This is a genomic window from Arsukibacterium tuosuense, from assembly GCF_900215315.1.
GTDB classification, from domain to species: domain Bacteria; phylum Pseudomonadota; class Gammaproteobacteria; order Enterobacterales; family Alteromonadaceae; genus Alishewanella; species Alishewanella tuosuense.
Window position 1 is genome coordinate 1 of sequence record NZ_OBEB01000004.1, and the last position, 14,494, is coordinate 14,494.

12 protein-coding genes are annotated in these 14,494 nt (G+C 51.1%); 7 read left to right on the forward strand and 5 right to left on the reverse strand.

What is annotated here, in order from left to right:
- Window positions 1-272 precede the first annotated feature (272 nt).
- The gene (tmpT, locus tag CRO03_RS08895) at window positions 273-911 is read left to right on the forward strand and encodes a thiopurine S-methyltransferase (RefSeq protein WP_097111294.1); all 639 of its coding nucleotides are present in this window, start codon (window positions 273-275) and stop codon (window positions 909-911) included.
- Window positions 912-1,034: 123 nt separating this feature from the next.
- On the forward strand, window positions 1,035-2,309 hold the full coding sequence (locus CRO03_RS08900) for an O-acetylhomoserine aminocarboxypropyltransferase/cysteine synthase family protein (protein ID WP_097111295.1): 1,275 nt from the start codon (window positions 1,035-1,037) through the stop codon (window positions 2,307-2,309).
- A gap of 48 nt (window positions 2,310-2,357) precedes the next feature.
- Here CRO03_RS08900 and CRO03_RS08905 read toward each other — a convergent pair whose 3' ends face one another.
- Window positions 2,358-3,662 (reverse strand): glycerophosphodiester phosphodiesterase family protein, encoded by a 1,305-nt coding sequence (locus tag CRO03_RS08905; protein WP_097111654.1) that lies wholly within the window; start codon window positions 3,660-3,662, stop codon window positions 2,358-2,360.
- A 279-nt stretch (window positions 3,663-3,941) separates the two neighbouring features.
- Here CRO03_RS08905 and mtgA point away from each other — a divergent pair, with 279 nt between their 5' ends.
- Complete coding sequence (gene mtgA, locus CRO03_RS08910; RefSeq protein ID WP_097111296.1) at window positions 3,942-4,631, forward strand: monofunctional biosynthetic peptidoglycan transglycosylase; 690 nt, start codon at window positions 3,942-3,944, stop codon at window positions 4,629-4,631.
- Here the strand turns inward: mtgA and CRO03_RS08915 are convergent.
- Window positions 4,611-6,533 carry a putative bifunctional diguanylate cyclase/phosphodiesterase gene (locus CRO03_RS08915; protein WP_097111297.1) on the reverse strand — a complete coding sequence of 641 codons (1,923 nt, stop codon included), beginning with the start codon at window positions 6,531-6,533 and terminating at the stop codon, window positions 4,611-4,613. The genes mtgA and CRO03_RS08915 overlap by 21 nt on opposite strands.
- 234 nt (window positions 6,534-6,767) lie before the next feature.
- On the opposite strand from CRO03_RS08915, the gene CRO03_RS08920 reads away from it, so the two are divergent.
- The 4 genes from CRO03_RS08920 (at window position 6,768) to CRO03_RS08935 (ending at window position 10,991) form a co-directional block, all read left to right on the forward strand.
- On the forward strand, window positions 6,768-7,598 hold the full coding sequence (locus tag CRO03_RS08920) for a DNA ligase (protein WP_097111298.1): 831 nt from the start codon (window positions 6,768-6,770) through the stop codon (window positions 7,596-7,598).
- A gap of 162 nt (window positions 7,599-7,760) precedes the next feature.
- Window positions 7,761-8,168, forward strand: a complete 408-nt coding sequence (locus CRO03_RS08925; protein ID WP_097111299.1) for a BlaI/MecI/CopY family transcriptional regulator — start codon at window positions 7,761-7,763, stop codon at window positions 8,166-8,168.
- A 1-nt stretch (window position 8,169) separates the two neighbouring features.
- Window positions 8,170-9,558: a M23/M56 family metallopeptidase gene (locus tag CRO03_RS08930; RefSeq protein WP_097111300.1), complete on the forward strand. Its 1,389-nt coding sequence runs from the start codon at window positions 8,170-8,172 to the stop codon at window positions 9,556-9,558.
- Window positions 9,559-9,623: 65 nt separating this feature from the next.
- On the forward strand, window positions 9,624-10,991 hold the full coding sequence (locus tag CRO03_RS08935; protein WP_097111301.1) for a peptidoglycan DD-metalloendopeptidase family protein: 1,368 nt from the start codon (window positions 9,624-9,626) through the stop codon (window positions 10,989-10,991).
- Window positions 10,992-11,102: 111 nt separating this feature from the next.
- Here CRO03_RS08935 and CRO03_RS08940 read toward each other — a convergent pair whose 3' ends face one another.
- The 3 genes from CRO03_RS08940 to CRO03_RS08950 all read right to left on the reverse strand — a co-directional run bounded on the left by CRO03_RS08940 (window position 11,103) and on the right by CRO03_RS08950 (window position 14,459).
- Entirely contained in the window at window positions 11,103-12,983 is a 1,881-nt protein-coding gene (locus CRO03_RS08940) for a hypothetical protein (RefSeq protein ID WP_097111302.1), read from the reverse strand.
- A 112-nt stretch (window positions 12,984-13,095) separates the two neighbouring features.
- Entirely contained in the window at window positions 13,096-13,401 is a 306-nt protein-coding gene (locus CRO03_RS08945; RefSeq protein WP_212682397.1) for a hypothetical protein, read from the reverse strand.
- Between the two features lie 131 nt (window positions 13,402-13,532).
- Window positions 13,533-14,459 carry a DMT family transporter gene (locus CRO03_RS08950; RefSeq protein WP_097111303.1) on the reverse strand — a complete coding sequence of 309 codons (927 nt, stop codon included), beginning with the start codon at window positions 14,457-14,459 and terminating at the stop codon, window positions 13,533-13,535.
- Window positions 14,460-14,494 lie beyond the last annotated feature (35 nt).

Sequence of the window (14,494 nt, forward strand, 5' to 3'; positions counted from 1 at the left end):
ACGGCCTCCTTGGAAATAGTTTTTTTCGACGGCAATCAAAAAATAGCTATTAACTCGGAGGCCGTCCAAGGCCACTTAGGCTAGATGATTATCAGATCAAAATTATCCTTGCCCAAACCTCAAATCAAACTCCATTTAGTGCCAGAAGCCAGCTGAGTTAGTGCCAAAGCGTGTGCAAGAATCAGTGCAAACAATGTTAATATCGACGGCAAATGGGTTGTGCGAAATGGCATTGCCGAAGTAACTGACAGCAACACAGTAAAGGAGGGCGCGTGGACCCGGATTTCTGGCAGGAAAAGTGGCAAAAAAGAGAGATTGCCTTTCATCAGGCAGCGGCTAATCCGTTGCTGGTAAACCATTTCAGTCAACTATCAATAGCACCTGGTGCCAGGGTGTTTCTGCCCCTTTGTGGGAAAAGCCTGGATAGTCACTGGTTGCTGGCATGCGGTTATCGGGTAGTTGGTGCAGAGCTAAGCGAAGTTGCGGTAAAAGAACTCTTTGCTGAGCTGGGGCTAACACCGAGCGTTAGCACAGTTGGTAAATTGCAGCATTATAGTGCAGATAAGCTTGAAGTATTTGTCGGCGATATTTTTGAATTGTCAGAAGCCACCTTAGGCCCGGTTGCCGCGATATATGACCGCGCTGCGCTGGTGGCGTTGCCAGATACCATGCGCCAACGCTATGCCCAGCACCTGATAACCATCAGCCAGGGCGCGCCGCAACTGGTTATTTGCTTTGAATATGATCAAGCGCAGCTGGCAGGGCCGCCTTTTTCGGTTGATAGCGCAGAAATGCATAACCTCTATAGCAATGCATATCATCTTAACTGCCTGGAGCAACGTGAAGTGCCGGGTGGCTTAAAGAAAAAATGTCAGGCCACAGAGCTTGCCTGGTTTTTAAGCAAGCAATAACCTTGTCTGTAATAAGTTGGCGCTGGTTATCTGCCACTCTTTTTTTAGACGTCCAGATGTGTAGATTGACATATTATCAAGGCTATGCTTTGATGAAAGTCTATTTATTCTGGAAGATTGGCGATGAAAAGAGAAACGATAGCACTACATCATGGTTACCAGCCCGATAATCAGCATTCGGTAGCCGTACCTATTCACCAAACCAGTTCGTTTAGCTTTGACAGTGCCCAGCACGCGGCAGACTTGTTTGATTTAAAAGTGACCGGCAATATCTATTCCCGCATCATGAACCCTACTTGTGAGGTACTGGAGCAGCGCATCGCGGCTCTGGAAGGCGGTATAGGTGCGCTGGCAGTGGCATCCGGCATGGCGGCTATTACCTATGCCATTCAAACTATTGCAGAGACCGGCGATAATATTATTTCAATTAATGAGCTTTATGGTGGCACTTACAACTTATTCGCGCACACTTTTCCTCGCCAGGGCATTGAAGTGCGCTTTGCGAATAAAGACGACTACCATGCTATAGAGCAATTGATTGATGCGCGCACCAGAGCCGTATACTGCGAAAGCATTGGTAACCCCTCTGGCAGTATTGTTGATATTGAAAAACTGGCGGAACTGGCACACCGCCATGGCTTACCTTTAATTGTTGATAACACTGTTGCTACGCCATTTTTGTGGCGACCTATTGAGCATGGAGCCGACATAGTGGTGCATTCGGCGACCAAATACATTGGCGGCCATGGCACTACTATAGGTGGCCTGATTGTCGATTCCGGCAAATTTCCCTGGGCTGAACATGCCAAACGTTTTCCGTTATTAAACGAGCCGGATATTTCTTACCATGGGGTTAGTTACACCCGCGATGTTGGCGAAGCTGCCTTTATTGCCCGCGCCAGGGTAGTACCGCTGCGTAATATGGGAGCGGCGTTAAGTGCCCAGGCTGCCTGGAACTTATTGCAGGGGCTGGAAACACTGGCTTTACGTATTGAGCGCGTTAATCAAAACACGCTGGCGGTGGCCAGCTGGCTTGAGCAGCAACCCCAGATTGGCTGGGTGAAATATGCTGCTTTGCCGCAGCATAAAGACCACGCTTTAGCCCAAAAATACATGCAGGGGCAGGCATCAGGTATTCTTAGTTTTGGCATTAATGGCGGTCGGGAAGCCGCAGCCCGCTTTTACGATGCATTGCAGCTTATCCTGCGGCTGGTCAATATTGGTGATGCTAAAAGTTGTGCTGCTATTCCTGCTGCAACAACCCACCGCCAGCTGAACGATGAAGAATTGGCTGCGGCAGGGGTATCGGCTGATATGGTGCGTTTATCCATTGGCATTGAGCATATTGATGACTTACTGGCTGATTTACAGCAAGCCTTGATTGCGGCTTCTGCCTGATAACGTCAGTCCGGCTACCCATATGGGTAGCCGACAACCGCAGTCTGGTCAGGGCAGGCTCATGCAGTTGGCATAGTAGCTAACGGTAGCAGGCCAGTCTGAGAATACCCCTGTTACGCCGACGTCTTGCGCCATAACGTGCAGCACTTCCAGCATATCGCCATCGTTGTTAATCACCGGGTTGACCGTTTGGTAATACCAGCCGCCGCCATTGTCTAACGGCCCGGAGCGCTCGAATGACCAGGCGATAATGTCCAGCCCGGCATCTTTAGCGTTACGGGCATAAACAGAGGGTACGATGTTGTTAGCTGCGTCCAGTTCCAGCAGGGCCCACATCGGCGGTGCCACAATGTTAATATTTTCAGCGGCATAACCTTGCAGTTCTGTCGCTGATGGCAGATCGACAGGCGTATTCGCATCATCCAGATAGACAGCCTGCCGGCCGAATGCAGGCTCGTTGGCTATCCAGTAGCGAATGTCGGTAATATCGAATGACTGCGGCCAGACGTCTTTCGGTTTTACACCGGCGGCACGATACTCATCGATAAGCTGCTGGGCATAGTCAGTCTGGCTGTATGTGCCCTGATACGGCATGGCCACCTCTGCCGCTTTTAATTCCGGGGTAAATTTAACGCCCAGTTGTTTAAACAAGGTAATGCTTTCTGCGTGGGTAAGCAGGGTGCCGGTGTTGGCGTACAGATCGGTGCGCCAGGGTGGTGTGCCTTTCATATACTCTGCAGCGGTCGTCGCCTGTGGGTTAAAGGCGTCCATTTTGCCCTTTAACATTTTAAACTCGGCCAGCGTCAGGTCACTGGTGCAGCACCTGGCGCTGGCCGGCGTACCAGCGGCAAGGTCTGCCGGGGTAAAGGGTTCGCTGCATTTTGCTGCCAGTTCCGGTATCGCCAGAATGTTAGTGGTTGTGTGCAGGTCGCATTGGGAATGGCGGCAAACCAGCTCGGTGTCTTTGGTAAAGGTGACATCACACTCCATGATGCCGGCGCCCATACTGGCTGCTGCTTCATAAGACTCTCTGGTGTGCTCCGGAAACTGCAACGGCGCACCACGGTGACCAATTGAAAACATTGTCTTTTTTAACTTACGGCCGGTATTACAGCTTTGCAGGCGCTCCTTTAGCGGGCTCGGGTCCATATTATCAACCAAGTATGCGGGGCGGGGCCCGAACTGCACAGCATATTTGTCGGGTACTTTAAGAGAAGGACTACTGATATTAGTCTGGCTATCGTTTTTTCTGAGAACGGTGGTAGTATCGCCGAAGGCAAACACCGGGCTCAGTAATAGGGCGACATGCAGGGTGGATATGCCAAGACCGCGCAAGATCTTTAAATTGAGCATAAAATTTTCCTTGGTAGTTAGTTTAACAATAGCAGCATTAAGGAACGCATTTAACAGCCGATTCACTGCACGGCAGTGCTACCCTAGCCAATCTTTGTGAATTAAAAGCGCAAATTTAATGACGATAATGTGATCAGCTTATCTGCGCCGGCTGGTATGGATCTTTGTTTTTACAGTTCAGTCTACGGTAGGCTTAAAGCCTGTATGCTTGAACATTGCGAATGGCAGCGCCGTACAGCGGCTTTTTTCTGGAATCTGACATCGGGTGGTAAAGAGTGAATGACCCAGGGTGAACGCGGTTTTGTAGGCTGGACATGGTTTGTGCTGTGGCGCGTCGTGCTGGGCATGGTGCTGTTGTTGTTGATCCTGCTGCTGACACTGCGGTTTGTGCCGCCTCCCACATCGTCATTTATGCTGCAAAGCCCCTATCCGGTGCGCCAGCAGTGGGTAAGCATTGATACGTTGCCCGGACATGTGGCACTGGCCATGGTTGCCTCTGAAGATCAGCGTTTTCCAAAGCATTTCGGTGTTGATCTGTCTGCGATAAGTGATGCCCTTGAGCAATCAGAAGAGGGGGGTGGCCTGCGTGGCGCCAGCACTATCAGTCAGCAAACCGCGAAAAACCTGTTGCTATGGCCCGGCCGCAGCCTGGTTCGAAAAGGCATGGAGGCGGGGTTGGCAGTGAGCCTGGAAGTTATCTGGGGCAAAAAACGCATTTTAGAGGTGTATTTAAATATTGCTGAATTTGGCAAAGGCATTTACGGCGTAGAAGCGGCCAGCCAGCATTACTTTGCTAAACCGGCCAGCAAACTAACCATTAACGAAGCCGCCCGCCTGGCGGTGCTGTTGCCAGGCCCGCGTAGCCGGGATGCCCGCCAGCTAACCCCTTACCTACGGCAGCGCGTGGCCTGGGTTGAACGGCAAATGCAGCAATTGGGCGCTGGCTATCTAGACACCATCTTCAATTAACAAATTGGTATTGCTAGTGGCTGGCGAAGCTTGAGCGGATAGCTGCAGTGCCGTAAACAAAGCGGGTAGCTGTTCTATTGGCACGGCGGGTGACCAGTAAAACCCCTGGCCCTCATTACAGCCCAGGGCTTGCAGCTTGCGGATAGCATCTGCACTTTCAATGCCTTCTGCTATGGTATTTAAACCCAGACTGACTGCCATCTGAATAATGGCTTGCACCAGGGGGGCGTTGGCTTGCCATTGCTCTTCTGTTGAGATAAACGAGCGATCTATTTTCAGCGTGCTGGCATTAAAACGGCGCAGATAACTTAAATTTGAATAGCCTGTCCCAAAGTCGTCAATTGCAATGGTAACACCCAGCTGGCTCAACGTATCCAGTTGTAACAGAATATGCTCGGTATCGTCAGCCAGCAATGACTCGGTTAGTTCCAGCTCAAGCGCCTCTGCCGGCAATTCAGCCTGTTGCAGCGCAGCGTGAACAGTGCCCGGCAACAAGCCATCTTTAAACTGAATGACGGACAAATTCACCGCAACCCGCAATTCAGCAAAACCTTGCCGGCGTAATAGTGCACAATGTTGGCAGGCTTGGCGCAGTACCCAACTACCCAACTCACAAATTAAACCACTGCTTTCGGCCAACGGAATAAATTGATCGGGGCTTATCATGCTACCGTCGGCCTGAGGCCAGCGCAGCAGGGCTTCAACTGCGGTTATCTGGCCACTGCCTAAAGCAATTTGCGGTTGATAGTACAGCCGGAATTGCTGCTCAGTTAATGCCAGGCGCAGCAGTTGCAATAATTTGAATTTGTCATCGTTGGCTTTATCTAGGCTGTCATCGTAAAAGTGGTACGTATTACGGCCATCTTCTTTAGCGCGGTACATGGCAATATCAGCTTTGCGGCACAACTGTTTAAAATCATTACCATCTGCTGGCGCACAGGCAATCCCGATAGAAGCAGACACCGTAACCTGGTTCTGTAATATGTTGAATATTGCAGTAACGTTTTTAATTATGTTAGCTGCTAACTTAATTAAGTGATCGCGACCGGCTGGGCCCGGCGCCAATACCAGAAACTCGTCACCACCAAACCGGATAAGGTGATGGTCACCAGGTAATATATCGCTAAGACGACGGGCGAGTTGCTTTAGTAATTCGTCTCCGGCGGCATGGCCTAAAGCATCATTAACCGGTTTAAAGTTGTCCAGATCGAGAAACAGCAGGGCAAGTTGCTGCTGCTTGCGCTGGCAATATTCTAATTTTTGCTGAAACAACTGCTCGCCATATAACCGGTTTGCTAAGTTTGTCAGCGCATCGTGATGAGCCAGGTGCTGAATTTTTACCTGGCTGAGTTGCACTTTGGAATTTTCATGTTGCAACGACAGCATCAGCCGCTTCATGTCTCGTACTAAAATATAAACACTAAACCCCGTGATAATAAAAATAATCAGAATAAACACCAGGTGCGGCCAGCTTAAACTGGGGATATTTGGGGTGATATGGTCATGCAGGGTAAGCCAGGTAAGCAAGATACATTGCGCAATAATAAACGACAGTATTGATACGAACAGGCCAATATTGCCCAGTATGGCAGCGAAAATAAGTAAACATGGGTAGCCCAGAATTGCCAGATCAAACAAGCCGGCGCCGGTTAGTGCGAATGCTGACAGCATCGCAGCCAGTGACCAGAGTAAAATGTGGGCCGATATTTGTAGTTTATGCTGAAAGGCAAACCCAAAAGCCAGCAGCAGGCAGCCCAGACCAGTAGCAAAAATAATAAAAGTAATGCCATTAGCCACAGCTAACGCAATAAGTAAACCGAGCGCCGATATCGCGCAAATCTGCATTAGTCTGCGCCGACGAACCAGGCCGAAATTAACATTTTGTTCGATAATCTGCTGCATAGTTCCCGTTGCGTTATAAGTTGGGGTCATTGCACATCGTCGGCCGTACTATGTCATTCACTTTACCGTGTAAATTCAGAAATACCAACTGTTATGCCAGGCACGCCGAAAAGTAAGCGAAGTAGATGATGTCCGGCCCAATCTGCGGGCAAGTCCTGAATGTTTCCAGTAGTTTGCTTGCTGCAGCACCAATCCTCACTATACTTTCAATTTTAAATGAAAGGATGCTGAGTAGTGATTAGATTGTTAACTTTTTTGCTGGCGCTCTGCAGTGTTCAGATCACAGCTACTACGAAACCCGACTTGTTACTGGCCGAAGTGTATCAGGAGAATATTGAGGTACAGCAGTATTGGGTCAGTGAAAAGCTCGATGGCGTACGGGCCTTCTGGAATGGCGAGCAGCTTATTTCCCGCGGCGGCAATATTATAGCGGCGCCAGAGTGGTTTACTGCCGGTTTTCCTGAGCAACCCTTAGATGGTGAACTGTGGCTGGGCCGTAATAAGTTTGCAGATACCTTAAGTATTGTCAGTAAACAGCAGGCGGTAGCTAGTGAATGGCAGCATATTCGTTATTACCTGTTTGAACTACCCAATGCCGCAGGCACGTTTAGCGAACGTAGCAGGGCGCTACAAACTATTGTTCAGCAGCAAAACAGCCGCTATTTAATGGTAGTGCCGCAGTTTCGGATTAAAGATAACACCGTACTACTGGCTAGACTTAACGAGCTTGAAAGCGCTGGCGCTGAAGGCTTAATGCTGCATCATCAGGATGCGTTATACAAAACCGGTAGAAGCAGCGATTTACTAAAGCTGAAAACCTATCAGGACAGTGAAGCCCGGGTTATTGGTTATCGGCCGGGTAAGGGCAAGTATCGGGGGATGGTGGGGGCTTTAGTGGTTAAAACCCCTGACGGCAGAGAGTTTGCCATTGGCAGTGGCTTAACCGATGCACTGCGCCAGAGTCCGCCAGAAATTGGCGCTACGGTGACCTACCGCTATAACGGCCTGACTAAAAACGGCTTACCCCGCTTTGCCCGGTTTTTACGGCTGAACCAGCCGTTTTAAGTGGGTTAGGCGGGCGTTATTTGGCTTAGGGTAAATTTCTTCACCTTTTAAAACTGCCGCTGTGACAACTGTAGCTGCGACAACTGTCGCAAATTTTGCTTGACATAACTGTGACAAATGTCGCACTCTGGCGCCACTTAATGACTAGCTGACAACATTGCTATGCACCAGCCCACGGCGCCAGAACTGGAAATTCTTAAATTACTGTGGTTAAAACAACCGCTTACTGCACGTGAGCTGCATGATGAGCTGGCGCCTGTGCTGGGGTGGGGCTATTCGTCTACCCGCAAAACCCTGGAGCGGATGGCGGCGAAGGGATTTATTGCCTGTACCAGTTGTGCTAATAAAAACACTTACACCGCACTGCTGGATAAAATGCCTACGCTGGCGGCTTTTGTCCAGGATTTCGCCAACCGGGTATTTGAGATAAACGGGCCCTTGCCGGTAGCGATGTTTGCCAACAGTAAATTGGTTAATGCCAGTGAAATAGCTGATCTGGAGCTGCTGTTGCAGAAGTTAGCCCAGGAGCCGGCGGCCGACCCTCACCCTGCGGCCGGCAAGGACAACTGAGATGGCCCAGCAACTGCTTATTTCATTAGGGCTATGTAGTGTCTGGGCGGCACTGTTGTGGTGGGCCTGTCCGTTTTTACTGAGAAAAATACCCGGTCTGCAGCAATGGCCGGCCTTTTACTGGTGGCTGCTGGCCCTTTGTTTCCTGCCATTGTTACCGTTACCGCAACTGGGGCAGCAATGGGTGGTGCCCTCTGTGTTGTTGCAGGACACGTTCATTATCATGCAAACGCTTACCGCTCAGCCCGCGCATCCTGCGCTTAACCATCAGCCTGCCGCACTTCAGCAATACTGGGCTGAGCTGCTGCTGTTATTGCTGGCGATGGTAAGTTTCTGGCAACTGGCGCGGCTAAAAGCACAATGGCAAAAATTACAGCAGTTGGTGGCGCTGACCGAACCCTTGCCGCTGGCCAGCCTGTTAAGCGCGGCGCAGCGGGCTGCACTGCCGGCAGATGTTGAAATTCGCCAGACGCAGGCCGCATTGTCGCCTTTTACGGCGGGCTGGAGGCAGAAGGTCATCGTAGTGCCGGCCTATATCTGGCAGCTGACAGAGCAACAGCGCCAGCTACTGCTGACTCATGAGTGGCTGCATTTGCAACGGCGCGATCCGCAGCAACTGTTGTTACTGCGCATGCTGGTCGCTGCATGTTGGTTTATACCGGCCCTGAAACATATTGAACAGGCATTTATTCGCACTATGGAGCTGGCGGTGGACCAGGCAGTACTTGCTAAGCAACCCGAGCTGGCAACGCTTTATGGCCAGACATTACTGAGCTGTTTGCAGCTAAGCCGTTCTGGCCAGTTGTCTGGTCTCTCGGCAGGTTTTATTCATGGTAATGCCGGTAAGGGCTTTTATCAGCAACGCTTTCAGCAGCTGTTTCAACGCCCGGATGGCTTATCTGCCTGGCAACGCGGGCGGCTTTTTGGCATGTTTGCTGGCAGCGCAGTATTGCTGCAGCTTAGCACTGCGGCCTTTAGTTACAGCGAGCCCCCAGAGCAGTGGTTGCTGCCGGTCGAAAAGCCGGTAATTAGCTCTTTTTATGCGCAGCAGCACCCATTCAGGCAAAACCGTCCTCACCAGGGGCTGGACTTTGCTGCCGCCCGCGGCGTTGTCATCAGGGCCAGCCAGAGCGGTAAGGTACTGCTTGCTGACGCCAGCAGCCTGAATAGCCGCTATGGCAAAGTAGTGTTAATTGACCATGGCCATGGCTACCAGACTTTATATGCCCACCTGGATAGTTTTTCTGTCAAAGCGGGCCAGCGGATTGCCGCCGGCGAGCCAGTAGGTACGGTAGGAAGCAGCGGCCAGGTAACCGGTCCGCATTTACATTTTGAAATACTGGTTAACGGCCGGCAACAGGATCCGGCGGCCTACCTGAAATTACCCTGATAGCCGCAACGATGTATTCATTTATTTACCGCAAGCAAAACACCTTAATTATGGAGCGCTAACCCATGTCCAGCAACGGATCGCAGCTTAATCCGCGTCTTCTGCGCTTGTCGCTTATTCCCGCCCTGCACCGGCGGGCGATGCTGTTACTGATGTTATTAACGCTGATTATTCTGTTATGGCCGGCCCCGCGCAGCAGCTCAGCGCCGGTTGCTGCCCCGGTTACTGCTTTGGCAATACCCGGTTTGCTGGCCGACGGCTGGCGCGACTGGCAGCTTGCGCAACTGGCGGCCAACTGGCAGCGGGTCCAGCAGGCTGTTAGCGCAGTGCACAGCGCCATAGTCGCGGATGCACGGCTGCGTCATTATGCCATCGAGCCTGGAGATAGTCTGAGCCGGATATTCTCCCGCCAGGGCTTTAGCCAGCAGCAATTGCAGCAGGTATTGGCGGCTGATCAGTCTTTACTGGCGCTGGATGTGTTACGCCCGGGACACAGCCTGACTTTTACGCTGGATGACAAGCTGCAGTTGCAGGCCATGGAGCTGTATGTTCACGCCGGCAACCGGGTACTGTATCGGCGCGAAGCTGATGGCGAGTTCAGTTATCAGGAGTTGCTCGACCCGGGTGAGTGGCACAGTACTACGTTGGCAGGAACTATTAGCGGCAGCTTTTACCAGTCAGCGCAACAGGCCGGCCTGACAGATGCTGAAATTGCGACAGTGCATCAACTTTTCCGGGATAAACTTAATTTTTCCCGCGACATTCAGGCCGGTGCCCGTTTTCAGGTAGTACGCAGTGACAACTATGTTGGCAGTACAGCTACCGGCCAGAGCCGGATTGAAGGGGTGCGGCTGTTTAACCGCCGCCAGCAGCTCAATGCGTTTCTGCATGATAATGGCCAGTTTTACGATGCCAGTGGCGAAAGTTTAGAGCGGGCTTTTATGCGGCTGCCATTATCCCGTACTTTCAGGGTAAGTGACGACTTTAATCCGCGGCGGTTGCATCCGGTAACCGGCCGGGTGCGACCGCATAACGGTACTGACTTTGCCACCCCTACCGGCACTGCGGTGCTGGCGGCGGCTGAGGGCAAGGTGATCCGGGTTGAAAATCATCCGTTTGCCGGCCGTTATATTGAAATTCAGCATCATGGCCAGTTTAAAACCCGTTATCTGCACTTGCAAAGGGCGTTGGTGCGCCCGGGCCAACGGGTTGAGCGGGGCCAGCGCATTGCTCTCTCCGGCGCCAGCGGCCGGGTAACCGGCGCGCACCTGCATTACGAGCTGCACGTTAACAACCGGCCGGTCAATCCGATGACGGCCAATATTCCACTGGCAGAGCCAGTCCCGGATGATAGCCGCGACGCCTTTTTGCAGCGGGTGGCCTTTATGATTGAGCAAATGGAGCAGGAGACGGCGCTGGCGCAGTTGTTCTGATGGATTGATGTCAGTCCGTCTGGCTGCCAGCTACTATTTACCTGGGTAGTTTAGCTGTGTATTGCCCGCATGCCGCATCGGCGGCAGCGGGGAAATTCAGCGCAGACCGCTTTACTGTTTGGCGGGTTCAGCCTGTAGGTTGAGGCTGGCTTCAGCATCTTGTTGCGGGCTGGCCAGGCTGGCCTGGTCCGGGGTTACCGGCATAGCTCGCGACTGCTGATTAATCTGATAAATTTGCTCAGTATTAGATAAATCCTGGGCGTTTTTAACATTGGCAATAGTTTCACGCGCTGATAAAAAGCTCTGAATATCATCAATTATTGCCTGCATTTCCTGCGGGTTATCCTGCATTTCCAGAATATGCCGGGGGTGCTCTACATTCTTAGCGCCGCTGTCTGCAAAAGTACTGCTCATGATACGTGAGCTGATGACCCATGGCGTTAACGATGAGCGCATGACATAGTTTTCCGATGAAGTTGAGTCGTAAATGCCTTTACCCGTGGTCAGTTTGCTTTGGGTATAAGTTCCTTCGCATTTCAGATATACCAGTAACGAATCAAAGTTCAGTTCAGCCCAGAAAGTGTGGCTGTAATTTTCCAGCAGGCGGCCAAAGCTGTGGCAGATAAGCCAGCTGAAAATCAGGCTTAAGATAAACTGACTTTCATTAAACAGATTAACTACAAAGCTCTGGGTTACAGCATCACCGGGCCGCGCCAGCGCAGTAAATTCGCGTACCAGGCTCAGGACAGTTTGTGCCTCAAACAGCAGATAAAACAAAATAAAGGGGCCAATCAGTAGCAGCAACTGGCCAGTGATGGTCGCCCATATCCGTAAGTGCTTAAATAAGGCAGTATGCTGCAGCGGAGCATAAGCGGGCTGAGTTTCAATCATCACTTCGCCATTAAAATCGCCTTTGCTTTCAGATTGTTCGTTCAGGTTCGGTGCCAGTTCGCGATAGACGCGGTTGGGTATTTCCATATAGCGCCGGTTTGCCATCACAATATTGTCGATATTTACAAACAGTTCGCGCGGATGAATATTTTCCTGCCAGTTAGCACGATACTCAGATACTTTCGTCTGCGCCTGCACCTTGGCCGTGCGCTGTTTTAACAGCAGAAAAATAAAGGCGCCACTGATAGCGCCAAAAACCAGCACCAGCAATAACTGCGGCATCACTGCGAAGCTTTGTAGTTCAGCGGTCTGTAATTCACTGACAAAGTACTGCACGTCGGGCTGCTGTAACAGGAAGTTAATGGCTAACCCCAACAATACCGGCGCCAGGATGGCAAACGCCATAATTTTGGCCAGTTTCAGGTTGCCCTGTGTTTCAATGCTTTTTTCTGCCTTGCGATACACGGTACTGGCACCCCGCCAGCTCAGAATTAAATATACCACCAGCACAAAAGAGAAAAACGGCAGCAAAATATCGCCGGTGTCGCCGGCCAGCCCGGTTAAACAAACAAAGGCGGTGAGGGCGTAGGCCACCAGCGCAATGGCCGTGGCAATCAGGGCCCCGGCAAACCGCTGCGCCAGGTTACGCAGCGGATAGGGCAGGAATATCAGCTTAGGTACCAGAGTATGTACTAAGCGGGAAATAAAGCCGTCTGGTTCCACAAATGTTTTATTTTTGCGGCCCATCAGCATTTCTTCCAGATCAATGCTTTTGTAATGTGGCTGCTCCAGCTTGGCTGTTTCCCGCTCAGACTTACTAAAGTTAGGGGCCAGCGAGGTAGGCACGCTGCGGCCGACAAAAAACCGCATCATCTGAGCAATACCGCCGCCCAGCGCCTTTAAGCCGCCCGCCAGCAACAGGAAGCCTACAGCGGCGTATATCCAGGCCAGGGTTTTATCCTGCTGTACCAGGCTAACCACCTGCAGTAACGGGTAAATGCCCAGTAAACTCACAATCAAGCCACGGCTTGCCCGAAGCAGGCCCTCGGCTTTAAAGGGGTTACGGATCCCTAAGGACTCACTGCCATAATCATATGCCATGATTACATCCTTTTTAAAATCATATTGTTGGAATTGCAGGTATTCTGCCTGACTGGTTCATTATTGCAATTGATGGAGGGTGATATTTGCAGATTTTGTTAAAACTACGCTTTCATACGTCCGTCTTTTTTCTTATTGCAGCCTGCTGTGCTGCTTTAACCTCACTTTCGTGCTGCATTAGCAGCAGCGTCAGGTAAATTTTGGTGGGTAGCGACAGGATGAGTCCGAAAGCGCAGCATGCTGCTACCAGAATGATGCCGGGCACGCCCATGGTTTGCGGCAGGTCCAGGCCGACCCACAGGAAATGGCCAAGGATTACCATGGCAATGCCAAGCAGCATCGCCAATTTTAGCCAGAATAACCTGGGAGGCTTCACTGCAGGGGTTTCAGCACTTGGTAAGTCAGATTGTGTTGCCATCGTTATTTACCCGCTAACGCCGGCTGTAACTGGGTTGGTAGTACGAGTATAGAGCAACCACCTGGCAAGCAATTGATCTGCAACAAGCATCTGGATGCTTTAATTAAACAACAGAACGTGTCGAATTGTAATTACGGCAGAATCGGCTGTACCGGTAACTTTGGTTTAAACAATAACGCCTTTATTTTGGCAAAGGGCGTGAGGACCAGCGCATTGCCGGCCAGCACCAGCGCAAAACCGGCGAAGGTGTAGCCGGTCCAGACGAAACCTTCAAACAAGGTGCTTAATACCACCGCGACCAGCGGAAATAATACAATGACATAACTGGCTTTTTCCGGCCCCATCCGTTTTAACAGGGCAAAGTAAGTAGCAAAGGCAATAACCGAGCCAAATACCGCTAAATACAGCAAAGACAGGATAAAAGATGGTGATGTGCTAAAGCCAAACGGCTTACCGCTTAACCAGACCAGCAACGCCAGAGCAATACTGCCATACAGCATACCCCAGGCGTTTACCTGCATAATCGGCAGGCCGGCCCGCGAGTTACGCACACTGACCATATTGCCCAACGACGCACTTAGCGCACTGCCCAGTACCAGCAATAAGCCCAGCAGGCTGGCGTTAGTCAGATCAAGCCCGTCTAAGTCGGGATAAAACAGTACCGCAATGCCGGCAATGCCCATCAAAGCACCAAAGTAGATACGCTTGGCAACCGGGTTGCCGAAAAACAGCCGGGTGTTAATAATGTTCATCAGCAGCATAGTGGTAAAGGCAATGGCTGCCATCGCCGAGGTTAAGTGCTGCTGCGCCTGATAAATAAGCAGATAATTCAGGGCAAAATTAAGAATGGCCAGTAAGGCGATAAAACCGTGATCGGTCGGACTAAAGCGCATTGGTAAGCGGCGCCACCAGCAAAACAGCCACATCAACACGGCCGACAATGCAAAGCGGTAAAACAGCGATGCCTCTATCGCCACGTCACCAAGCTGAAACTCGATAGCAATCCAGGTGGAACCCCAGATCAGAACCGTAACAAGATAAAGCAGGGTGTTTTGCATAGTGAATGGCTTAGTGAGCTGAAGAGGCAACAGAG

Excerpts from the sequence above, each read along its gene's own strand:
- CRO03_RS08900 (WP_097111295.1), top strand. The coding sequence starts at position 1,035 with ATGAAAAGAGAAACGATAGCACTACATCATGGTTACCAGCCCGATAAT.
- CRO03_RS08905 (WP_097111654.1), bottom strand. The coding sequence starts at position 3,662 with ATGCTCAATTTAAAGATCTTGCGCGGTCTTGGCATATCCACCCTGCAT.
- mtgA (WP_097111296.1), top strand. The coding sequence starts at position 3,942 with ATGACCCAGGGTGAACGCGGTTTTGTAGGCTGGACATGGTTTGTGCTG.
- CRO03_RS08915 (WP_097111297.1), bottom strand. The coding sequence starts at position 6,533 with ATGCAGCAGATTATCGAACAAAATGTTAATTTCGGCCTGGTTCGTCGG.
- CRO03_RS08925 (WP_097111299.1), top strand. The coding sequence starts at position 7,761 with ATGCACCAGCCCACGGCGCCAGAACTGGAAATTCTTAAATTACTGTGG.
- CRO03_RS08930 (WP_097111300.1), top strand. The coding sequence starts at position 8,170 with ATGGCCCAGCAACTGCTTATTTCATTAGGGCTATGTAGTGTCTGGGCG.
- CRO03_RS08935 (WP_097111301.1), top strand. The coding sequence starts at position 9,624 with ATGTCCAGCAACGGATCGCAGCTTAATCCGCGTCTTCTGCGCTTGTCG.
- CRO03_RS08940 (WP_097111302.1), bottom strand. The coding sequence starts at position 12,983 with ATGGCATATGATTATGGCAGTGAGTCCTTAGGGATCCGTAACCCCTTT.
- CRO03_RS08945 (WP_212682397.1), bottom strand. The coding sequence starts at position 13,401 with ATGGCAACACAATCTGACTTACCAAGTGCTGAAACCCCTGCAGTGAAG.
- CRO03_RS08950 (WP_097111303.1), bottom strand. The coding sequence starts at position 14,459 with ATGCAAAACACCCTGCTTTATCTTGTTACGGTTCTGATCTGGGGTTCC.